Source organism: Herbidospora yilanensis (genome assembly GCF_001570565.1).
GTDB lineage: Bacteria > Actinomycetota > Actinomycetes > Streptosporangiales > Streptosporangiaceae > Herbidospora > Herbidospora yilanensis.
In genome coordinates, this window is record NZ_BBXE01000021.1 from 23,277 (window position 1) to 44,451 (window position 21,175).

General features: G+C 72.6%; 21 protein-coding genes. 13 read left to right on the plus strand and 8 right to left on the minus strand.

Annotation, left to right across the window (positions count from 1 at the left end):
- Window positions 1-42: 42 nt before the first annotated feature.
- The gene (locus AW273_RS15320) at window positions 43-1,047 is read right to left on the minus strand and encodes a PHP domain-containing protein (RefSeq protein WP_062348995.1); all 1,005 of its coding nucleotides are present in this window, start codon (window positions 1,045-1,047) and stop codon (window positions 43-45) included.
- A gap of 135 nt (window positions 1,048-1,182) precedes the next feature.
- Here AW273_RS15320 and AW273_RS15325 point away from each other — a divergent pair, with 135 nt between their 5' ends.
- The 4 genes from AW273_RS15325 to AW273_RS15340 are packed head-to-tail and all read left to right on the plus strand — an operon-like array spanning window position 1,183 to window position 3,638.
- Window positions 1,183-1,569: a hypothetical protein gene (locus AW273_RS15325; RefSeq protein ID WP_062348996.1), complete on the plus strand. Its 387-nt coding sequence runs from the start codon at window positions 1,183-1,185 to the stop codon at window positions 1,567-1,569.
- A gap of 3 nt (window positions 1,570-1,572) precedes the next feature.
- The gene (locus tag AW273_RS15330; RefSeq protein WP_062348997.1) at window positions 1,573-2,733 is read left to right on the plus strand and encodes a glutathionylspermidine synthase family protein; all 1,161 of its coding nucleotides are present in this window, start codon (window positions 1,573-1,575) and stop codon (window positions 2,731-2,733) included.
- Between the two features lie 24 nt (window positions 2,734-2,757).
- Complete coding sequence (locus AW273_RS15335) at window positions 2,758-3,198, plus strand: DUF350 domain-containing protein (RefSeq protein ID WP_062348998.1); 441 nt, start codon at window positions 2,758-2,760, stop codon at window positions 3,196-3,198.
- Between the two features lie 53 nt (window positions 3,199-3,251).
- On the plus strand, window positions 3,252-3,638 hold the full coding sequence (locus AW273_RS15340) for a VOC family protein (protein ID WP_062348999.1): 387 nt from the start codon (window positions 3,252-3,254) through the stop codon (window positions 3,636-3,638).
- Here AW273_RS15340 and AW273_RS15345 read toward each other — a convergent pair.
- Entirely contained in the window at window positions 3,598-4,272 is a 675-nt protein-coding gene (locus AW273_RS15345) for a helix-turn-helix domain-containing protein (RefSeq protein ID WP_198168160.1), read from the minus strand. The two genes, AW273_RS15340 and AW273_RS15345, sit on opposite strands and share 41 nt — an antisense overlap.
- Window positions 4,273-4,384: 112 nt before the next feature.
- Between AW273_RS15345 and AW273_RS15350 the strand changes: the two genes are divergently transcribed.
- The 6 genes from AW273_RS15350 (at window position 4,385) to AW273_RS15375 (ending at window position 10,484) form a co-directional block, all read left to right on the plus strand.
- Window positions 4,385-5,485 carry a PucR family transcriptional regulator gene (locus tag AW273_RS15350; protein WP_062349167.1) on the plus strand — a complete coding sequence of 367 codons (1,101 nt, stop codon included), beginning with the start codon at window positions 4,385-4,387 and terminating at the stop codon, window positions 5,483-5,485.
- Window positions 5,486-5,601: 116 nt separating this feature from the next.
- A complete protein-coding gene (locus AW273_RS15355) occupies window positions 5,602-6,513 on the plus strand; it encodes an ACP S-malonyltransferase (RefSeq protein ID WP_062349000.1) in 912 nt (303 codons plus the stop codon).
- A complete protein-coding gene (locus tag AW273_RS15360; protein ID WP_062349001.1) occupies window positions 6,510-7,466 on the plus strand; it encodes a beta-ketoacyl-ACP synthase III in 957 nt (318 codons plus the stop codon). The genes AW273_RS15355 and AW273_RS15360 overlap by 4 nt, the downstream gene beginning before the upstream one ends.
- A 55-nt stretch (window positions 7,467-7,521) precedes the next feature.
- Window positions 7,522-7,761, plus strand: a complete 240-nt coding sequence (locus AW273_RS15365; RefSeq protein ID WP_030454584.1) for an acyl carrier protein — start codon at window positions 7,522-7,524, stop codon at window positions 7,759-7,761.
- Window positions 7,762-7,804: 43 nt separating this feature from the next.
- Window positions 7,805-9,037 (plus strand): beta-ketoacyl-ACP synthase II, encoded by a 1,233-nt coding sequence (gene fabF, locus AW273_RS15370; protein ID WP_062349002.1) that lies wholly within the window; start codon window positions 7,805-7,807, stop codon window positions 9,035-9,037.
- 22 nt (window positions 9,038-9,059) lie between these two features.
- Window positions 9,060-10,484: an acyl-CoA carboxylase subunit beta gene (locus AW273_RS15375; RefSeq protein ID WP_062349003.1), complete on the plus strand. Its 1,425-nt coding sequence runs from the start codon at window positions 9,060-9,062 to the stop codon at window positions 10,482-10,484.
- Window positions 10,485-11,084: 600 nt separating this feature from the next.
- Here AW273_RS15375 and AW273_RS15380 read toward each other — a convergent pair.
- Complete coding sequence (locus AW273_RS15380) at window positions 11,085-11,582, minus strand: DUF3145 domain-containing protein (protein ID WP_062349004.1); 498 nt, start codon at window positions 11,580-11,582, stop codon at window positions 11,085-11,087.
- Window positions 11,583-11,892: 310 nt separating this feature from the next.
- Here AW273_RS15380 and AW273_RS15385 point away from each other — a divergent pair, with 310 nt between their 5' ends.
- The 3 genes from AW273_RS15385 to AW273_RS15395 are packed head-to-tail and all read left to right on the plus strand — an operon-like array spanning window position 11,893 to window position 15,047.
- Complete coding sequence (locus tag AW273_RS15385; protein ID WP_062349005.1) at window positions 11,893-12,450, plus strand: RNA polymerase sigma factor; 558 nt, start codon at window positions 11,893-11,895, stop codon at window positions 12,448-12,450.
- Window positions 12,440-12,901, plus strand: a complete 462-nt coding sequence (locus AW273_RS15390; RefSeq protein ID WP_198168161.1) for a hypothetical protein — start codon at window positions 12,440-12,442, stop codon at window positions 12,899-12,901. Before AW273_RS15385 ends, AW273_RS15390 begins: the two co-directional genes overlap by 11 nt.
- Window positions 12,888-15,047, plus strand: coding sequence for a CHAT domain-containing protein (locus AW273_RS15395; RefSeq protein WP_062349007.1), 2,160 nt, complete (start codon window positions 12,888-12,890; stop codon window positions 15,045-15,047). Before AW273_RS15390 ends, AW273_RS15395 begins: the two co-directional genes overlap by 14 nt.
- A gap of 19 nt (window positions 15,048-15,066) precedes the next feature.
- Here AW273_RS15395 and AW273_RS15400 read toward each other — a convergent pair whose 3' ends face one another.
- The 5 genes from AW273_RS15400 to AW273_RS15420 are packed head-to-tail and all read right to left on the minus strand — an operon-like array spanning window position 15,067 to window position 21,162.
- On the minus strand, window positions 15,067-16,014 hold the full coding sequence (locus AW273_RS15400; protein WP_062349008.1) for an endonuclease/exonuclease/phosphatase family protein: 948 nt from the start codon (window positions 16,012-16,014) through the stop codon (window positions 15,067-15,069).
- Between the two features lie 47 nt (window positions 16,015-16,061).
- Window positions 16,062-16,868, minus strand: coding sequence for a sulfurtransferase (locus AW273_RS15405; protein WP_062349009.1), 807 nt, complete (start codon window positions 16,866-16,868; stop codon window positions 16,062-16,064).
- Window positions 16,865-17,950, minus strand: a complete 1,086-nt coding sequence (locus tag AW273_RS15410) for an alkaline phosphatase family protein (protein ID WP_062349010.1) — start codon at window positions 17,948-17,950, stop codon at window positions 16,865-16,867. Before AW273_RS15410 ends, AW273_RS15405 begins: the two co-directional genes overlap by 4 nt.
- Window positions 17,950-18,534, minus strand: coding sequence for a DUF5998 family protein (locus AW273_RS15415; RefSeq protein ID WP_030454595.1), 585 nt, complete (start codon window positions 18,532-18,534; stop codon window positions 17,950-17,952). The genes AW273_RS15410 and AW273_RS15415 overlap by 1 nt, the downstream gene beginning before the upstream one ends.
- Window positions 18,535-18,591: 57 nt before the next feature.
- A complete protein-coding gene (locus tag AW273_RS15420; protein WP_232327435.1) occupies window positions 18,592-21,162 on the minus strand; it encodes a bifunctional acetate--CoA ligase family protein/GNAT family N-acetyltransferase in 2,571 nt (856 codons plus the stop codon).
- Window positions 21,163-21,175: the final 13 nt, after the last annotated feature.

The following is a 21,175-nucleotide window of genomic DNA, read 5'->3' on the forward strand; positions in this document are numbered from 1 at the left end:
CGACGTTACGTGCCGTGAACGACAAATCCTGGTATTTCGCACCTAACTCAGCGGCCATACACCCGTATTGACCACACGTTCCGGTTCCACACCACACAGGGCGGCGCGCTCACATCCGTACGCGAGCCAGTCGAGCTGCCCCGGAGCGTGGGCGTCGCTGTCGATCGCGAACAGGCAGCCCATCTCGTAGGCGAGGCGCAGCAGCCGCTTGGGCGGGTCGAGCCGGTCGGGCCGGGAGTTGATCTCGACCGCGACCCCGAACCGCCGGCACGCCTCGAAGACGATCTCCGCGTCGAACCGCGACTCCGCGCGCAGCCCGCCGCGTTTCCCCCCGGCCTTCACGATCCGGCCGGTGCAGTGCCCGAGCACGTCGACGTTGGGGTCGGCGACGGCGGCGACCATCCGGCGGGTCATCTCATCGGCGTCCATCTTCAGCGAGGAGTGCACCGAGGCGACCACGCAGTCGAGCCGGGCCAGCAGGGCGGGGTCCTGGTCGAGCGACCCGTCGGCGAGGATGTCGACCTCGATGCCGGTGCGGATCTGGAAGGGCGCGAACCGCTCCCGCAGCCCCTCGATGACCTCGATCTGCTCGGTCAGCCGCTCGGCCGACAGGCCGCGCGCCACCGTGAGCCGGGGCGAGTGGTCGGTGATCGTCAGGTAGGAGTGCCCGATGGCCCGCGCCGCCTCGGCCATCTCCTCGATCGGCGACCCGCCGTCGCTCCACGTGGTGTGGCTGTGCAGATCGCCCTGCAACGCCTCCCGTAGCCGGGCGGCGGCCTCCGGCAGGTCGGTCCCGGACGTCGCCTCCAGGCGGCGCAGGTAGGTGGGCGTCTGACCGGCCAGCGCCTCGGTGACCGCCAGCGCGGTCACCTTGCCGACGCCGGGCAGCTCGGTCAGCGTCCCGGCGAGGGCGCGCTCCTCCAGTTCCGCACGCGGCAGCTCCTCGACGACCTTGGCGGCGCCCCGGAAGGCGCGGACCCGGTAGGTGGGTTCACCGGCCCGTTCCAGCAGGAACGCGATTTGGCGCAGGGCGTCAAGAGGCTCCATGCCGAAGACGTTATCAACCGGCCAGAATTGATGTTTGTACCGTTCAAACAGACACCGATAGGCTTGCCCGACCTCAAGGAATCATGGAGCCTTATGGCCGCCTCACCCCCACCAGCGGGACCGCCGACGTTCCCCATGGCCGGCGGTCCGCCGCCGAAGAAGAACAAGAAGGCCTCCACCGCCGTCAAGCTGGGCGCCATCGGCGTGTTGTCGGTTCTGGTCGTGGGTTTCTGCGCGGCCGTCGACGACGACTACGAGGAGGTCGACGCCGACTGCGTCGACATGAACAACCCGCTGCCCGACGGGTCCTACCCGATCGTCGACGACGACCTGTGCGACGACGACGGCCGGGTCTACCACGGCTCCCACGGCGCCTACGGGTGGTATTACGGCGGCGTCCGCAGCGGCGCGCACATCCGGGGCGGCACCACGCTGCGCCCGGCGAACGCGCAGATCTCCACCCGGTCCGGCAAGGTCATCCAGCGGGGCGGCTTCGGCTCGCGCAGCAGCGGCGGCAGCTGACCCGTGCGCAGGGAACGGTCCGCACCCCGGCACGGCTGGGAGACCACGGTCGAGAGCCACGGCCTGGCCTACCACCGCTCCGCCCACCCGAGCGGAGTCGACCGGCCCTACTGGGACGAGAGCGTCCACTACGTCTTCTCGATGGACGAGGTGCTCACGCTGGAGGCCCAGGTCGAGGAGCTCCATCGCATGTGCCTGGAGGCGGTCGACCACGTCGTGGCCACCGGCCGCTTCCACGACTTCGCCGTGCCCCCCGAGTGGACGCAAGCGATCAAGGACTCCTGGTATCGCCGCGAACCCCACCTGTTCGGCCGCTTCGACCTCCGCTACGACGGCTCCGGCCCGGCGAAGCTGCTCGAATACAACGCCGACACCCCGACCAGCCTGCTAGAGAGCTCGGTCGTCCAGTGGTACTGGCTGAAAGACGTCTTCCCCGACGACGACCAGTGGAACTCCATCCACGAACGCCTGGTCGACCGCTGGAAGGCCATCGCCGCGACCCTCCCGACGGGCCCCTCCCACTTCGCCTGGACGAGCCTCGACACCTCCGGCGAGGAGGCGATGACCCTCGGCTACCTCCAGGAGACCGCCACCCAGGCCGGGCTGGCCACCGTCTCCATCGCCATGGAGGACATCGGCTGGGACGCGCTCAACCGCCGGTTCGTCGACGTCGAGGAGCGGGTCATCCGGTCGCTCTGCAAGCTCTATCCGTGGGAGTGGATCGTGCACGAGCCGTTCGGCGCCCACGCGCTGCGGCTGATGCCGTCGATGACCTGGATCGAACCGGCGTGGAAGATGCTGCTGTCGAACAAGGCGCTGCTGGCGGTGCTCTGGGAGCTCTACCCCGGCCACCCGAACCTGCTGCCCGCCTACCTCGACGGCCCCCGTGACCTGGCAGGATTCATCCGCAAGCCGCTCTTGGGCCGCGAGGGCGCGTCGATGACGATCCTGTCGCCCGCACACTCCCTGGAGACCGGAGGCTCCTATGGCGCCGAAGGGTTCGTCTTCCAGGAGTTCCAGGCCCTGCCCGACTTCGACGGCCAGCGGCCCGTTCTGGGCGCCTGGGTGGTGGAGGACGAGTCGGCCGGGCTCGGCATCCGGGAGACGGCCGGCCTGATCACCGACGACACCTCGTCGTTCGTCCCCCATCGAATCAACGGTTAACACCCCCCAATAGGAGCAGGGTCAATGGACACCACTTCGTTCGGCGAGGTCCTCGGCAACGGCGCCCTGGCGATCGCCGCCTACGCCGTCCTCGGCGTGCTGCTGCTGATCGTCGGTTTCTACGTCATCGACATGGCCACGCCGGGCAAGCTCAGCAAGCTCATCCGGGAAGACCGCAACCCCAACGCGACCGCCCTCACCTCGGCGGGCCTGGCGGCCGTCGGGCTGATCGTGGCCGCCTCGATCTTCTCCTCCGGCGGCCGGCTCCAGGAGGGGCTGATCGCCACCGCCGTGTTCGGCGTGCTCGGCATCGCCGTGCAGACACTCGGCATGTTCGCCTTCGACAAGGTGGCCGGCATCTCCATCCGCGCCCTGGTCGCCGAGCCGACCCTCCAGCCCGCCGCCGTCCTGCTCTCGGTCACCCACGTCGCCATCGGCCTCATCACGGCCGTCGCGGTCATCTGACCCCGTCCGATTCCTTCAAGACGGTCCCGTACGCGGTCTCGTACCGTCGGACCATGGCAATTCAGTTCAACGTCATCGGCCTGGTCGTCAGCGACATGGGCCGGTCGCTCGCCTTCTACCGCCGCCTCGGCCTGGACCTCCCGGCCGAGGCCGACGGCGAGCCCCACGTCGAGGTGACCCTGCCCGGCGGCTTCCGCCTGTGCTGGGACACCGAGGAGACCATCAGGTCGTTCGACCCCGAATGGACCCCGGGCCCCGGCCGGACCGGCCTGGCGTTCCAGTGTGACGGTCCGGCCGAGGTCGACAGGACCTACGCCGCGATGGCGGAGTTCGGCCACCTGCCGCCCTGGGACGCCTTCTGGGGGCAGCGCTACGCCGTCCTGACCGACCCCGACGGCATCAGCGTCGATCTGTACGCCCCACGAGATCCGTCAGCGTGACCCCGGTCAGCGCCCGCACCTCCCGCGCGAGGTGGGCCTGGTCGGCGTAGCCCTCGTCGTGGGCCACCTGGGCGAACGCGCCCCCCGACCGGGCCCTCTCCAGCGCCCGGTTCATCCGCAGGATGCGGCCCAGCGTCTTCGGCCCGTAGCCGAAGGCACGCAGGCAGAGCCGGTGGAAGCGGCGCTCGCCCAGATCGAGCCGGCCGGCCGCGGCGGCCACGCCCAGCCCGCCGCCGATCAGCCCCACGGCGGCGCGCACCACCGGATCGGGCCGCAGATCGGCGGCCACGGCCTCGATCCCCCCGCCTCCGCGCAGCCGGTTCTCCAGGGCCCGCACCCGGCCCGCCGTCCAGACCTCGTCGAGCGGGACCCGGCGGTCGCGCAGCTCACCGGCCGGCACGCCGAGCAGCTCAGGCAGGTCGCCGGGGGCGAACCGCAGGCCGGTGTAGTCGGCCCCCGGGGTGATCGTCGTCTGGTAGGCGACCGAATCCGGCCCGGCCACGACGAGGCGGCCGGACGTCCACAGCAGGTCCATGCAGCCGTCGGGCAGGACCCGGCGCGCGGTCTCGGCTGCCACAGCGGGCGTGTGCCACACGACCGCGCCCGGAATGACCGACGGCCGTTCCCGGTACACCGTCCCAGCTTGCCACGGCCCCACCGTTGGCGAATCCGCACAGGCGACCTGGCACGCTATAACCGTGAACGACAGGGTGCGTGAAGACACGGCGCGGCGGCTCGACCGCGCCATGGGGAGTCTGGGCACCGCCGCGATGGCCCGCATGGAGGAGCAGCTCGCCTGGTACCGCGCCCTGTCGGCCGAGGACCGTTCCTGGGTCGGCCTGGTCGCCCAGGCCGGGATCGCCGCCTTCGTCGAGTGGTTCGGCCACGCCGGGCAGGGCCGCCCGACCCCGAGCATCGAGTTCTTCGGCACCGCGCCCCGCGAGCTCAAACGCAGCGTCTCCCTCCAGCAGACCGTCGACCTGGTCCGCATCGTGGTCGAGGTGGTCGAGGCCGAGGTCGAGGAGCTCGCCGCGCCCGGCGGCGAGGAGGTGCTGCGCAACGCGATGTTGCGCTACACCCGCGACGTCGCCTTCGCCGCCGCCCAGGTGTACGCCCGCGAGGCCGAGGCCCGGGGGTCGTGGGACGCCCGGCTGGAGGCCCTGATCGTCGACGCGCTGGTGCGGGGCGAGGTCGACGACGGCCTCCACTCCTGGGCCGCCGCCCTCGGCTGGACCTCCGCCCCCGTGGTCGTCTTCGCCGGCCACGCCCCGGGCGACGACCCCCAGAGCGTCATCGACGGCCTGCGCGACCGGGGCCGGCGGGCGGGCCACGACCTGCTCGCCGGGGTCCAGGGCGACCGGCTGATCGTGATCGTCGGCGGGGCCGACAGCATGAAGGAGGCCGCCCGCCTGGTCGTGCCGAGGTTCGCCGCCGGTCCGATCGTGATCGGCCCCGAGGTGCCCGACCTGCACGCCGCCGCCCGGTCGGCGCGGGCCGCCATCGCCGGGCTGCGGGCCGCCGCGGGGTGGCCCGACGCGCCCCGGCCCGTGCTCGCCGACGACCTGCTCGCCGAACGGGCCATCGACGGCGACGAGGACGCCCGCGCGGCGCTGGTCGAGAACGTGTTCAAACCGCTGGCCGGCACCCCGCTGCTCGACACCCTCGCGACCTACCTCGAACAGGGCACCTCGCTGGAGGCGACGGCGCGGCTGCTGTTCGTCCATCCGAACACGGTGCGTTACCGGCTCCGGAAGATCGCCGAACTGACGGGCTACACGCCGACGGAGGGGCGGTCCGCATTCACCCTTCAGGTTGGGTTGATACTCGGTCGACTGACCGTAATCTGACCGCCGCATATTAATTGCGGAGAAACCGGAACTGTAGGGATTCCACAACAGAGGCGGGCAGAAGTTCGTTCGGATCCCCAGCTCTGTGTCGAAGGGCTACAGGGCAGGGTGGTACCGTGCTCGTCATCGTCGCGCCGGGACAAGGCGCCCAAACTCCAGGCTTCCTGAGTCCGTGGCTGGAGCTCCCCGGATTCCGTGACCGTCTGTCAGCATGGTCGGAGATCGCGAAGCTCGATCTCGTCGCCTACGGCACCACCGCCGAGGCCGAGGAGATCCGCGACACGGCCGTCGCGCAGCCCCTTCTGGTGGCCGCCGCGCTGGCCGCCTTCGAGGAGCTCGGCGTCACCGCCGACCTGGTCGCCGGCCACAGCGTCGGTGAGTTCGCCGCGGCCGCCCTGGCCGGAGTGATCACCGCCGACCAGGCCGTCTCGCTGGTCGCCGAGCGCGGCCGGGCGATGGCCGAGGCCGCCGCCGTCACCGCGACCGGCATGACCGCCGTCCTGGGCGGCGTCGACGTCCTCGACGCCCTCGCCAAGCACGGCCTTACCCCCGCCAACAACAACGGCGCCGGTCAGATCGTCGCGGGCGGCACGCTGGAGCAGCTTGAGGCCCTCCAGGCCGACCCGCCGCAGCGGGCCCGCCTGCGTGCCCTCGCGGTCGCCGGGGCCTTCCACACCCACCACATGGCTCCGGCCGTCGAGCGGCTGCGCGCCGCCGCGGCCGACGTCACCCCGGCCGACCCGGCGATCCGGCTGCTGTCCAACGCCGACGGCGCGATCGTCATGTCGGGCCGCGACGCCGTCGACCGCATGGTCAACCAGGTCAGCAACCCGGTCCGCTGGGACCTGTGCATGGAGACCATGGCCCAGGAGGCCGGCGACACCCCCGTCACCATGATCGAGCTGCTGCCCGGCGGCACCCTGACCGGCCTGGCCAAGCGTGGCCTGCCCGGTTCCGTGACCGTCGCGCTGAAGACCCCCGCCGACCTGACCCCGGCCCTCGACGCCGCCAAGGAGGCGATCAAGTGAAGCTGCCCGCGGGGGCGCCGGGCGCCAAGGTGCTGGCCTTCGGCCACTACCAGCCGGCGAACGTGGTCACCAACGACGATCTCGCCAAGATCATCGAGACCAACGACGAGTGGATCCAGAGCCGGGTCGGCATCAAGGAGCGCCGCTTCGCCGGTCCCGAGGAGTCCGAGATCGATCTGGCCGTGCAGGCCGGCGGCAAGGCTCTGGCCGCGAGCGGCCTGGCGGCCGCCGACATCGACCTGGTGATCGTCGCCACCTGCACCCCCGAGGCCCCGATCCCGAACCTGGCCGGGCGGGTCGCCCACCGGCTCGGCGTCCAGGCGCCGGGCGCCTACGACCTCAACGCGGCCTGCGCGGGCTTCTGTTACGCCCTCGCCGCGGCCAGCGACTCGATCCGCGCGGGCTCGGCCAGGAACGTGCTGGTCATCGGCACCGAGAAGCTCACCCAGTGGGTCGACGTCAACGACCGCGCCACCTCGGTGATCTTCGCCGACGGGGCCGGCGCGGCGGTCGTCGTCCCGTCCGAGACCCCGGCCATCGGCCCGGTCGTGTGGGGCAGCGCGGGCGACAAGGCCGACGCCATCATGATCCAAGACCGGTCGTCGTCCCTTCACCAGGAAGGTCAGACGGTGTTCCGCTGGGCCACCACGGCCCTTCACCCGGTGGCCAAAGAGGCGTGCGAGCGTGCGGGCGTGGCCCCCGCCGACCTGGCGGCGTTCGTGCCCCACCAGGCGAACCTGCGCATCATCGAGGCCATCGCGCGCAAGCTCGGCGCCGACAAGGCCGTCGTCGCCCGCGACATCGTGCTGGCCGGCAACACCTCGGCCGCGTCGATCCCGCTCGCGCTGTCCCGCATGATCGAACAGGGCGAGGTGCCCTCGGGCGGCCTCGCGCTCCTCCTGGGCTTCGGGGCGGGCCTGACCTACGCCTCCCAGGTCATCGAGATCCCTTAATGCCTGTACGGTCTTCGCCGTACGAAAACCCAGAAACACCACTCAAAGGAGAGACATGGCAGTCACCGAGCAGGAGATCCTGGCTGGCCTCGGCAAGATCGTCAACGAGATCACCGGTATCCCGGCCTCCGAGGTGACCCCGGAGAAGAGCTTCGTCGACGACCTGGACATCGACTCGCTGTCGATGGTCGAGATCGCCGTGGCGGCCCAGGACGAGTTCGGCGCGGAGATCCCCGACGACCAGCTCAAGCACCTGAAGACCGTCAAGGACGTCATCAACTTCATCCAGAACTGAGTTCCCCAGCGCAACCGTTCGACCGTAGAGGAGTGCAGCCAAAGTGAGTACCAACCGGGTGCGAGTCGTCGTCACCGGACTCGGCACGACGACGCCCCTTGGTGGAGACGTCGCCTCGACCTGGGCGGCGCTCCTCGACGGGCGGTCGGGCATCCGCACCCTCACCGAAGACTGGGTCGACACCGTCCCGGCGAAGTTCGCCGGCGTCGCCGCGGTCGACCCCGGTGAGGTGCTGCCCCGACCCGAGGCCAGGCGTCTCGACCGCTACGAGCAGTTCGCCCTGATCGCCGCCCGGCAGGCCTGGCAGGACGCCGGCGCGCCCGAGGTCGAGCCGACCCGGCTCGGCGTGGTCGTCGGCTCCGGCATCGGCGGCATCAACACGATCCTGCAGGCCTACGACACCTACCGCGACAAGGGGTGGAACCGGCTCTCGCCGTACACCGTCCCGATGCTCATGCCCAACGGCGCCGCGGGCTGGATCTCCATCGACCTGGGCGCCCAGGCGGGCACCCACGCGGCGGTCAGCGCCTGCGCGACCGGCGCCGAGTCGATCGGCCAGGCCATCGAGATGATCCGCTCCGGCCGCGCCGACGTCGTCGTCGCCGGCGGCAGCGAGGCGGCCATCCACCCGCTGAACATGGCCTCGTTCGCGGCCATGCGCGCCATGTCGACCCGCAACGACGAGCCCCACCGCGCCTCGCGCCCCTTCGACAAGGGCCGCGACGGGTTCGTGCTCGGCGAGGGCGCCGGCATCGTCGTCCTGGAGTCGGAGGCCCACGCGAAGGCGCGCGGCGCGAAGATCTACGCGGTCGCGGCCGGCGTCGGCATCACCTCCGACGGCCACCACATCTCCGCGCCGGAGCCGAGCGGCATCGGCGGCAAGACCGCGATGCTGACGGCCATCGCCGACGCGGGCATCAGCGCCGCCGACGTGCGCCACGTCAACGCCCACGCCACCTCGACGCCCGTCGGCGACGAGATCGAGGCGCGGGCCATCCGCGAGGCGCTCCCCGGCTCCCCGCTCGTCACCTCGACCAAGTCGATGACCGGTCACCTGCTGGGCGGCGCGGGCGGCATCGAGTCCGTCTTCACGATCCTGGCGCTGAGCGAGCGCGTCGTGCCCGCCACCGCGAACCTCGACGACCCGGCCGACGGCCTCGACGTGGACATCGTGCGCGGCGAGCCGCGCAAGCTCCCCGACGGGCAACTCGCCGCGATCAACAACTCCTTCGGCTTCGGCGGCCACAACGTCGCCGTCGCCTTCACCACTGCTTGATCAGCCGTCTGAGAGGGACGCAATGACTGTCGTTGACAACAGGGTGGTGACCGCCGCCTCCGACCAGGAGGCGGCCGACCCCCGCGATCCCGTCGTCCGGCTGGGCCACCTGCTCGACGAGGGTTCCATGCGGCTGATCTCGCCGCAGGACAAGAGCGGGGCCCTGGCGGTCACCGGCCGCGTCGAGGGCGTCCCCGTCGTGGCGTTCTGCAGCGACGCCCGCGTCCAGGGCGGCGCGATGGGCGCCGAGGGCTGCGAGCACATCGTCCACGCCTACGACGTGGCGGTCCGCGAGCGCGTGCCGATCATCGGCGTCTGGCACTCGGGCGGCGCCCGCCTCGCCGAGGGCGTGGAGTCGCTCCACGCCGTGGGCCGCGTCTTCGCGGCCATGACGAAGGCGTCGGGCATCGTGCCCCAGATCTCCGTCGTGGTCGGCGCGGCGGCGGGCGGGGCGGCCTACGGCCCGGCGCTGACCGACATCGTGATCCTCGCCGACGAGGGCCGCATCTTCGTGACCGGCCCCGACGTCGTCCGTTCCGTGACCGGCGAGACGATCGACATGGCGTCGCTGGGCGGCCCCGAGCCCCACAGCAAGCGCAGCGGCGTGGTCCACATCGTGACCAAGTCGGAGCCCGAGGCCCTGCTGAAGGCCCGCCAGGTCGCCACCCTGCTCGGTCACCAGGGCCGGGTCCGGCTGGGCGAGGTCGGCGAAGTCGACTTCTCGACCCTGCTGCCCGACAACGTGCGCCGCGCCTACGACGTGAAGCCGCTGGTCAACGGCCTGCTCGACGAGCCGGGCGTGGAGCTCCACCCCAAGTGGGCGCCCAACATCGTGACGTCCCTGGGCCGTCTCGGCGGCCGGACCGTCGGCGTCATCGCCAACAACCCGATGCGCCTCGGCGGTTGCCTCGACTCGACCTCCGCCGAGAAGGCGGCCCGGTTCGTGCGCATGTGCGACGCGTTCGGGGTGCCGCTGGTCGTGCTGGTCGACGTGCCCGGCTACCTGCCGGGCGTCGGCCAGGAGCACGACGGCGTCGTCCGCCGCGGGGCCAAGCTCCTCCACGCGTTCGCCGAGGCCTCGGTGCCCCGGGTGACGCTGGTGACCCGCAAGTCCTACGGCGGGGCCTACATCGCGATGAACTCCCGCGCCCTCGGCGCGACCCGCGTGTTCGCCTGGCCGACGGCCCAGATCGCGGTCATGGGCGCGGTCGCGGCGGTGCGCATCCTGAAGCGGCGCGAGCTGGCCGCCGTCCCCGACGAGGAGCGGGCCGACCTCGAGAACCGCCTGGCCGAGGAGCACGAGAAGATCGCCGGCGGCCTCGACCGCGCGGTCGACCTGGGCGTGGTCGACGAGGTCATCAAGCCCGAGGAGACCCGCGGGGCCATCGCCAAGGTGATCGCCCGCGCGACGCCGGCACGGGGCGCCCACGGGAACATCCCGCTCTAGTTCTCCGCACGTCCTGAGCGCCGCTCCCGCCGCTGGCGGGGGCGGCGTTCCGGCGTTCCCGGCTCTATTCGGAGCGTTTCCTGCGGGGTGCGGCCGAGCGGGGCGGCAGGGCGCGCATGTGGCCGACGCCGGGACCCTGCGCATCGACGTCGCCGGCCGCTGACCGACCTGGCCGCCGTCCACGACGAGGCGGCCACCGGCAGGCTCACCCGGCAGGACCGTTCTGTTCCCGGTCTGAGGACTGGGGTGGCGAAAGGGTGAGCCTCCCGTCACCTACATCCCCAGGCGTGGATCCGCAATCGGGCGGGCGTCTGAACCGAAACGCTTCCGCTTGGCGAGAGAAGTCCCGAACCGACGGGGATGCGCGGGCATCTGAAACCGTCACACGGGGAGGCGGCGCCTCCGCCGGGCACCTGGTCCACGTGGCGGAAGGCTCGGGCGGTCCAGGCCGATGGGCACCCAGCGCCCGGTGTGTCGCAGAAGCGGGCAGAACGCCGGGCGGCATGCGGCACGGGAGGTGGCGGCCGGGTGAGGCGGCCCCGGCCGGTGGGCGTGGTGGAGGGCGGGTGGGCGCGCGGCCGGGGGGGGCGCGCGCCCTCGCTAGACGGCCGCGTGGAGCCAGCGGACCGGAGCGCCCTCGCCGGCGTACCGGAAGGACTCCAGTTCCTCGTCCCACTGCTTGCCGAGCAGTTTGTCGAGTTCGTCTTCCAGCACCGCGCGACCCTGGCTGGCCATCAGCATGACGTTCCGGAGGCGGTCCTCCGGGATCAGGATGTCGCCGTTGACGCCTATGGTCGCCGTGAAGGCGCCCAGGGCGGGGGTGTACGCGTGACGGGAGCCGTCGCTGCCCGGCGACGGGTCTTCGGTGATCTCGAAGCGGATGCGCTGCCACCCCATGAGCGAAGAGGTGATCTTGGCGGCGACGCCGGCGGGCCCCTCCCATTCGGCCTGGGCGCGCAGGGCGCCCGGCGCAGCGGGCTGGGGCGTCCACGTCAGGTCGACGGGAACGCCAAGAATGCCTGCGACGGCCCACTCGATGTGTGGGCACAGCGCAGGCTGAGCCGAGTGGACGTACAGGACGCCACGAGCAGCAGCCACCGGACCTCCCGATTCGTACGAGGTGCGCCTTCCCCAACGGCCTCATACTGGGATGATCACAAGTGACTCTAGGAGAGACTACCGTCCGTCGCGGCGGGGCACCAGAGGAGGGTCATACCGATTCCCGCTTGGCCGCCAAGCGAATCGGTCTCTCCTGAAGGCGTAAATCGGCGCGATCGTGGAAGTTGGCCGTCCTTCCGGAATTCCGCGATCTCACCGGGCCGCGCCGGACACCATGGTTAGAGTTGCTCACGCAACGCTCCTCTGTCAGCACCGTCGGTGAGGTCGGTGCGGAAAGGGTCAGTGACGCGTGCTTTTCGAGGTCCACGACGAATCGATCCCTCTCGATCTGCTCGACGACCACGCATGGTCTGAGCTGGTCGCCAGTTTCAACGGTCAGATGTGGGCCGTGGCGCGGGCGGCGGGTCTGGGGGCGGCGGACGCGGCCGACGCCGTACAGGGAGCGTGGCTCCGGCTGGTCGAGAGCGTCGACCGCATCCGCGACCCGCGGGCGGTCGGCGCGTGGCTGATGACGACGACGCGGCGCGAGGCGTTGCGGCTCGGCCGCCGGGCCGGGCAGGAGTTCCCGGCCGACCCGCCCGACCTCTACGAACATCCCACGCTGGCGGCGCCCGACCCGACGACCGAGATCGTCGACGCCGACTACGGGCGCACCCTCTGGTCGCGCGTGTCCCGGCTCAGCGAGCCGTGCCGGACCATGCTCCGGCTCTTCGCCCTCAACCCCGACGTGCGGTACGCGCAGGTCGCGGCCCGCATGCACCTGCCCCTGGGCAGCGTGGGGCCGACCCGGGCCCGGTGTTCGGCCAAACTCCGGAATCTGCTCGCGGAGGATCCCCTTGAGTGCTGACGAGGCGGCGCTGGAGACGTACATGCTGGCCGCGATGCGTCTGGCGGCCCAGGCCGACCCGGTGCCCGGACGCCTGGCGGCCGACGCCATGGCCGCTCTCGCGATGCGCCTGCCGGGCTGCGTCGTCGCGACCCCGGCCGACCTGGCAGCCGCCTCGGGCGCACGGGCGGGCGGAAAGCCGCAGATGCACCGGTTCGCGGCCGGCGACACGACCCTCGACGTCGAGACGACCATCAACGAGGGCCGCCTGGAGATCGCCGGCCAGGTGAGCCCGCCGCCCGCGCCCAGCGCCTACGTGGAGGTCCGCACCCCTCACGTGACGAAGGTCCGGGTGCCCTCCGCCGACGGCCAGTTCGCCGTTGCCGGGCTCCCGCCCGGCTGGGTGAGCGTGGCCTACCACCGCCCGAGCGACGCCCCGGTGGTCACCCGCTGGCTGCGTGTCCGCGCCTGAGTCCTACGGCCCGTTCGCGGCGGCCCGCCGCGCCGACATCCTGGCGGCGTTCGACGTCCATCTGACCGCCGAGGATCGCCTGTACGAGTCCCCGGAGCGCCTGGCCCTCACCCGAGCCGAGTTCGCCTCGGCCCTCGTCGGAGCGCGCCTCCCGGGCGAGGCCCGGATGCTCCTCGAACTGGCCCTGCCCGACCTGGCCTCGACCCGCCCGGCGACCGCCCACGCCCGGCTGCTGCTCGCGACGGTCGAGTTGCTGACGGGAGACGTGCGGCGCGCGGAGGACACGGCTTCGACGGCCCTGACGGAGTTCCGGCGGCTGGGACGGGCGACGTGGGAACCGAGAGCGCGGGACGTGTTGTTGCGGGCACGACTGGCCCAGTGGTCGGAGATCGGGCACGAGCCCGGACCACCGACACGCGTGGGCGAGAGTGGGCACGAGCCCGGACCACCGACACGCGTGACCGAAAGCGGGCACCAGCACGGGCCACCGACGCCGGCGGCCGAAAGCGGGCACGAGCACGGACCGCCGACGCCGGCGGCCGAGAGCGGGCTCGAATACACACCGCCGGCGGGGCGGCCGAATCAGGCGGGTGAAACCGGGCTCGACGACGGGTTTCTCGGCGAGTGCGCGGCCGGGGCCGACGGGCTGGAGGTTGCGGGGTGGCGGTCGGAGGCCGACGAACTGCGGTTGTTCGCGGTGTCGGCGTTCGTGCGACGGTGCGGTCGCGGGCTCGGCGGGCTGGTGGTGGCGCAGCGGATGCTGGACCGGGTTCGGGACGGGTCCGCGTGTGCGGCCACGCGGTTCCACGCGGAGGCGGTGCGGCGATGGGCGGGCGGCGATCTCGGCGAGGCGCTCGAACTGACCCGGCTGGGGTTCGCCGAGTCGCTCCGGGAGATGTCCCGGCTGGCCTCGGACACGACTCCCGGGCACCCGGCTCCTGAGCCGCCTGCCTCGATGACGACCGAGGGAGATCCGCCCGGCCTCCGCCGCGCCACGCCGCCACCGATCCCGGAGCCCGGCCCCGCCATTCGCACGTCCCGAAATTTCGGGACATCGACGCTGGGTGCCGTGCCGCACGTGAAGCGGCTCGCCGACGAACGCTGGCGGGCCTCCCGGGTGGCCGAGGAGATCGCGACGCTGGGGCTGGAGCTGTCAATCAGGCAGGAGAACGCCGGCAAGGTGCTGCTCTGGTCGGAGCGGTGGCGGGCTCTCGTCAGCGGTGCGGAGCCGGTGGCCGGGCGGCCCGAGGTGCTGGTCGAGCTGGTACGCGACCAGGACGCCCTCCACGCCGTGGTCGCCCACGCCGACCGAATCTCCCTGCACGGCCTGGGTTCGTTGTCGGCGGTCACCGAGGCGATGGTGCGGATCCGCTACAACCTGCGCAGGAGGAACCTCCGCGACACCCGGCCCGAGGGTGAGGAGGGGCTGTCGCCCGGCCTGCTGCGGGAGTTGTCCGCGCTCGACGAGGCACTGGTCCGGCCGCTCGGGCTGCCGCCGGGGGCCGTCAGCGTGGTCCCCACCGCCGCGCTGCACTCCCTGCCCTGGTCGCTGCTGCCGTCGCTGCGCGGGCGGGCCGTGTCGGTCGCGCCCTCGGCCGCGCTGGCCGTCGCGCGCCGGGAGGCCGACGGGCCCGTGGTGGCGCTCGCGGGGCCCGATCTGGCCCATGCGGAGCAGGAGGTGGCGGCGGTGGTGGGCGTACACGAGAAGGGAGAGCGGGTGCCCGCCACGCGGGGCGCGCTGCTGGCGGCCCTCGGGCGGGCGGGCATCGTGCACATCGCCGCGCACGGCATCTTCTCCGGGCGGCGGCCGATGATGTCGAGCATCCTCCTGGACGACGGTCCGCTGCTGGTGCACGAGTTCTTCCGCCTGACGCGGGTGCCGCCCCTGGTGGTGTTGTCCTCGTGCGACGCCGGAATGGCCTCGGCTCCCGCCGACGGTGCGGCGTTCGGGCTGGCGGGAGCCTTCCTCGACCGCGGGGCGCGCACGGTGATCGCGGGCATCGTGCCGGTCCGCGACGACGAGGCGGCCCGCCTGATGGTGGAGTTCCACCGGCTGCTCGCCCGGGGGCGGTCCCCGGCTCAGGCCCTCGCGGCGGCGGCCACGGCCACCGATGTGCCGGGATTCGCCTGCTTCGGTGCCGGTTGAGAAGCCGGTTGAAGCGTGTTCAGCTCGCCGGGCCGGGAAGCTCCAGGTCCGCGAAGACGCCCTTGTGGTCGGTGCCCGGGAGGAGGTGGACCGAGAAGGCGTGCACCGCCGTCCGGTCGTCGGCCAGGACGTGGTCGATGGCCACGGGCGGGATGGGCAGCCCGTGAAGGTCGCGGGGAAGGGCCGGCCAGGTCGTGAGAAGCCCGTCGCCGGTCGCCTCGGCCGCGTCGCGGTAGCCGGAGGCGAGCAGGTCGCGGACTCTGGCATGGTCCACCGTCGCGTTGAAGTCGCCGATCAGGATCCTGGCCGGGCCGCCGGGTCTGGGAAGCGCGTCGAGGCCCTCGCCCCAGCACCGGTGCAGCCTCCCCGTGTAGGGCGCGCACGGGTGGACCGACACCATGTCGACGACCACGCCGTCGACGTCCAGCCGCCCCATGAGCTGGCCGAACCCGCCGAAGTCGAGCAACCCCACGCGGGTCACCGGGAAACGCGAGTAGATGCCCGACCCGCGGGTGCCCGGCCGGTCTTCCGTCACCCGGTGGGGCAGCAGGGCGTCGATGCCCGCGCGCCCCATCGCCTCCACCGCGGAAGGGGTCAGCTCCTGGAAGGCGACCGCGTCGGCCCGGAGCTCCCGGACCAGCCGCACGATCTCCTCCGCGGGCGCCCCGCCCGCGAGCAGGTTCACCGCCAGTACCCGCAGCCTGGGCCCTCCCCCACCGGAGGGGCTCTCGCCGACCATCCGAGGCACGACGATCACCGCGAACACCAGGCACACCACCAGCGCGGCGCCACCCGCCGCCCATCGGCGGGTCAGCAACGCCAGGACAAGGGCCACCGGCGACGCCAACGCCGCATAGGGGGTGAACGCCACCAGTTGCACCCACACGAACGCCACGTCGCCGGGGAAGAGCCACAACCCCGCCCACACGGCGAACACCGCGACGATCACCCAGACGGCCACCGTCACCCATATCCGCCGTCGAGCCGGGGAAAAGGCCACGGGATCGGTGTCGATCAGGGCCTCTCCACCGGACGGCCGGGGTCGGTGATCCACTCGGACCACGATCCGGCGTACAGGGACGCCGTGATGCCGGCCGACTCCAGCGCCAGCACCTCGTGGGCCGCCGTCACGCCGCTGCCGCAGTAGGCGCCCACCGGCACGCCCTCGACGACGCCGAGGGTGTTGAAGCGCTCGCGCAGGAACTCGGGCCGGTGGAAACGGCCGCCGGGCTCCAGGTTCTCGGTCGTCGGCGCGTTGACCGCGCCGGGGATGTGCCCGGCCACGGGGTCGACCGGCTCCACCTCGCCCCGGTAGCGCTCGGGGGCGCGGGCGTCGAGGAGGACGCCGTCGTCGGCGAGGATCGCCGCCTGGGCGGCGGTGATCAGCGGCATGCCGCCGGGGCGGGCGGTGAAGTCGCCGGGGGCCACGTCGGGCGTGTCCTTGGACGACTCGCCCGTCCAGGCCTTCAGTCCGCCGTCGAGCACCCGGACGTCGGGGTGCCCGAAGTAGCGCAGGCACCACCAGGCGCGGGCGGCGGCCAGGGCGTTCCAGTCGTCGTACACGACGACCGGACGGCCGCCGGAGACGCCGAGGGCCCGCATGGACGCCTCGAACGCGGCGGCGGAGGGCAGCGGGTGACGCCCGCCCGCGCCCGCCGGGGCCGCGAGGGCGGTGTCGAGGTCGCAGTAGACCGCGCCGGGGATGTGGCCGAGGGCGTATTCGGCCGGGCCGGGCGGGCCGCCGAGACGCCAGCGCACGTCGAGGACGGTCACCCCGCCCAGGTCGTCGGCGAGTTCGGCGGCGGTGATCAGTGGGCTCATCGGCGGATCTCCAAGAAGGGCACGTTCTGTTCGGCGGGGGTGACCGACCCGTGATAGCCGGTCATCGACCACTCCAGCGGTTCTGTCCGGGACGACGCGATCACACACTCCCCGCCGGCCACGGCGACGACGTCGCCGACCCGGCCCAGCAGGGCGGGGTCGACCGGGCCGAACCAGCCGGCGTCGACCGCCTCTTCGCGGGTGGCGACCCCGGCCCGGTCGCCGAGCACCGAGCGCCACGTCTGGAGCACCGCGCCTGCCGCGCCGGGGACCGTGTAGAGGTGGCGCAGCCGGGCCTCGCCGCCGACCAGGGCGACGCCCTCGGTGAGTTCGGGGTGGCGGTCGAGGTCGACCTTGTCGGTGGCGTTGACCATGCCGTGGTCGGCGGTGACGTAGAGGACCCCGCCGGGCGGCAGCGCCGCGGCGAGCCGTTCGGCCAGGCCGTCGACGATCTCCAGTTGGTCGAGCCATTCGGGCGAGCCCCAGCCGGTCATGTGGCCCATCGCGTCGAGCTCGCCGTAATAGCAGGTCACGTAGGCCCTGGGGGTCGCGCGCAGGGCGGCGTGCACACCCGCGACCCGTTCGTCGAGGGTGTCGGCCGGGATGTAGCGCACGCCCCGGTAGACCGCCTCGGTGAGGCCGGTGCCATTGAAGGCGGCGGGCGCGACGTAGGAGGAGGCGACGTCGAGGCGGGCCAGCCGCTGGAACACGGTGTCGACGGGCTGCCAGGTCAGCGGGTCGACGGGCGGGCCGTCGGTCTTCCAGCGCAGGCAGTTGAGCAGGCGGTTCTCGCCGGGCACCGCGACGGTGATGCCGAGCATCCCGTGGTTGCCCGACAGGACGCCGGTCCCGATGGTCGCCAGGCTGGTCGGGGTCGACGACGGCAGGCCGGCCGTGAGCACCCGGGCGAGGGCCGAGGACAGGAACGGCGCCCGGGACGGGTGGGCGGCGAGCAGGTCGGCGCCCATGCCGTCGACGATGAACAGGCACACCTTCTCGGCCGGGTCGAGCCCCAGCGTGCCGCCGCCGGCTCCGTCGAAGGTGGCGTGGACGGAACCGGCGATGTCGGCGAGGGTGGCCATCACGTGCGCGCCGTCGCCTCCGACAGGGCACGGGCGAAGGCCAGGACGTGGCGCACGGCCTCGGGGCCGTCGGCGGCCTCGCTGACGCGGAGCTGGAGGTCGTCGGCGGTGATCGAGCCGGTGTAGCCGTGGTCGGCCTCGCAGTTCTCGTCACCGCAGGTGGCGGGTTCGAGGTCGACGTGGGAGATGGCGCCCCAGCCGATGGTGAGCGTCACCTCGCTGGGGGCGACGCCGGGCGAGTAGGACGCGGGGTCGGGGACGAGCCGGGTGAGCGCGACGGACTGGACCCGGCTCAACCGGACCGCCTCGGTCGTCGTGGACGCGTGGGAGGCGGGGTTTCCCTCGGCGGGCGGGTGTTCGTCGGTGTGGCAGACGAGCAACCGGGTGGGCGACAACACCAGGACCGTGACATGCCGGCGCACTTCCATGGCCGGGTCGAACGTGGCCTCGTGGTGGACGACGTAGGCGCTGACGCTCTCCTTGCCCAGGGCGGAATCGACGGCGTCGGCGACCAGGTCGGGGTAGTAGCCACTTCGGTCGATGGCCTCGCGCAGACCTGCAGCCGAGACTCGGGTATCCCTCATGGGACCATCCTGCCCTGTCACCCACCCTGATTTCACCGGGGTGATAACACGGGGCTGTCAGGATGGGAGCCGCCGGGGGCCGACGTCCGGGCGCGGCCCGGTGACGGCCTTCAGCACCGCCCGTGCGCCCAGCACGTGGACACCGTTCTCACCCACCAGGACGGGATCGAGGCGCAGCGCCGCGACCTGCGGATGCGCGTCGGCCAGCCGCCCGATCCGGCACAGCAGCTCCTCCAGATCGGCCACCGCCACGGGCGGATAGCCGTGCGCGCCGAACAGCAGCGGCGCGGCCTTGGGCGCCCGGACCAGCCCGGCGGCGTCTTCAGCCGTCAGCGGAGCGAGCCGGTAGGCGTCGTCGCCGAGCAGCCGGGCGGCGATCTCGCCCAGCCCGAACGACACGACGGCCCCGAAGTCGCGGTCCTGCACCGAGGTGACCACGGTCGGCACGGCGGGCTGCGGCGCCATCCGCTGGACCGCCAGCCGGGGCCCGAGAACCCCTTCCAGGTCCGTGTACGCCCGCGCGACCGCCCCTTCGTCGGGCAGGGCCAGGCGGACCGTCCCGGCGCGGCCGGTGCCGTCCCACTTGACCACGACGGGAAAACCCAGCCGCCGGGCCGCCGCGACCGCCTCCTCGGGCGAGCTCACGGTCTCCGAGGGCCAGACCTCCACGCCGTAGGCCCGCAGGAGATCGGCGGCGTCGATCTCGACCGGCTCCTCGGCCGCCCGGCAGACGATCTCCCGGGCGGCGACCACGTCGATCCCGCCGAGTTCGGGGATCGTGCCCTCGTCGCCGCGGCGCCACTGCGCGTGGCGTACCGCCAGAGCCAGGGCCCTGACCGCCTCCTCGGGCGCCGGATAGGACGGGATCGAACCCCGCGCGGGACCCTCTCCCGGCGCGCGCAGCGCGGCCGGGACCCCGGCCTCGCCCCGGAAGGTGGCCAGCACCGGCTTGCCGCTCTCCCCCGCGACCCGCACCAGCTCGGCGGCGACCTCGGCGTCGGGGCCGGGACCCGGCGGCATGTAGACGACCACGGCCGCGTCGACGTCCGGGAGGACCGATGAGAGCGCCGCGCCGAACTCGGCGGCCCCGGCGCGGGCGCCGAGGTCGGCGGTCGACGGGGCGAGGCCCGCGCTGACGCAGGCGTGGGCGGCCAGCCGGGCCAGGGCGTCGGAGTTGCTGACGATCCCGACGCGCGGCCCTTCGGGGAGCGGCTGGCAGGCGAGCAACTGGGCGACGTCGAAGAGCTGGGTGAGGTCGTCGACCCGGATCACGCCGGCCTGCTCGAACAGCGTCGACACCGCGCCGTCGGGCAGCCCGAACTCGGTGGCCTGCGACTTCACCGCCACGATCGGCTTGGTGCGGGAGATGCGCCGGGCCAGGCGGGTGAACTTGCGCGGGTTGCCCATCGACTCCAGATAGAGGAGGACGACCTCGGTCGCGGGGTCCTCCTCCCAGTACTGGAGCAGGTCGTTGCCGGACACGTCGGCCCGGTTCCCGGCGGAGACGAAGGTGGAGATGCCCAGGCCGCGCTGGTCGACGCGGTGCAGCAGGGCGGTGCCGAGTGCGCCCGACTGGCTGAAGAAGCCGATGCGGCCGCGCGCGGGCAGCCGTTCGGCCAGGGTGGCGTTGAGCTTGATCGACCGGTCGGTGTTGGCGATGCCGAGGCAGTTGGGCCCGACGACCCGCATGCCGTAGGCGCGGGAGATCCGCACCAGTTCCTGCTCGCGCCGCCGCCCCTCCTCACCCGTCTCGGCGAAGCCGCTGGAGACCACGACCAGGCCCTTCACCCCTTTCTGGGCGCACTCCTCGACCACGTCCAGCACGCTCTCGGCCGGGACGGCCACGACCGCCAGGTCGACCTCCTCGTCGATCGCGGCCATGTTCCTGTACGCCCGCACCCCCGCGACCGCCCGCACCTCTCTGTGCACCGGGTAGACCGGCCCGGTGAACTCGGCCCGGAGCAGGTTGCGCAGCACGGTCTGCCCGATTCCGCCCGGCTCCCGGCTGGCCCCGATGACGACGACCGACTCGGGCTTGAGCAGCCGCTCGATCGACCGGGCCTCGGCGCGGTGCTCCCGCCCGGTCACCACCTCGACCGAGTCGGGGGTGCTCGCGAGGTCGAGGGTCATCCGGACGACGCCGTCCTCGAACGTGCTCTGCGCCGTGTATCCGGCCTGCCGGAACATCTGGGTCATCCGGTGGTTGGCGGGCAGCACGTCGGCGATGAAGGTCCGGATGCCGCGCTCGCGGGCGGCGGCGCGCAGGTGTTCGAGCAGCACCGCCGCGAGCCCGCGCCCCTGGTGGGCGTCTTCGACGAGGAAGGCCACCTCGGCGTGGTCGGCGGGCTTGACCCGGTCGTAACGGACGACCGCCACCATCTCCGTTCCGATGGTGGCGATCAGGGCGAGCCGGTCGTTGTAGTCGACCGTCGTGAAGCGGGTGACCTCCCGTTCCGAGAGGCGCGGACGGGGGCCGAAGAAACGGAAGTAGATCGACTGGGCGGAGAGGCGGGAGTAGAAGGAACGCAACGGTTCGGCGTCATCGGGGCGGATGGGCCGCAGGTGAGCGGTGCCGCCGTCGGCCAGGACGACGTCGGCCTCCCAGTGCGGCGGATACGCGGGTTCCACCTTTCGAGGGTAT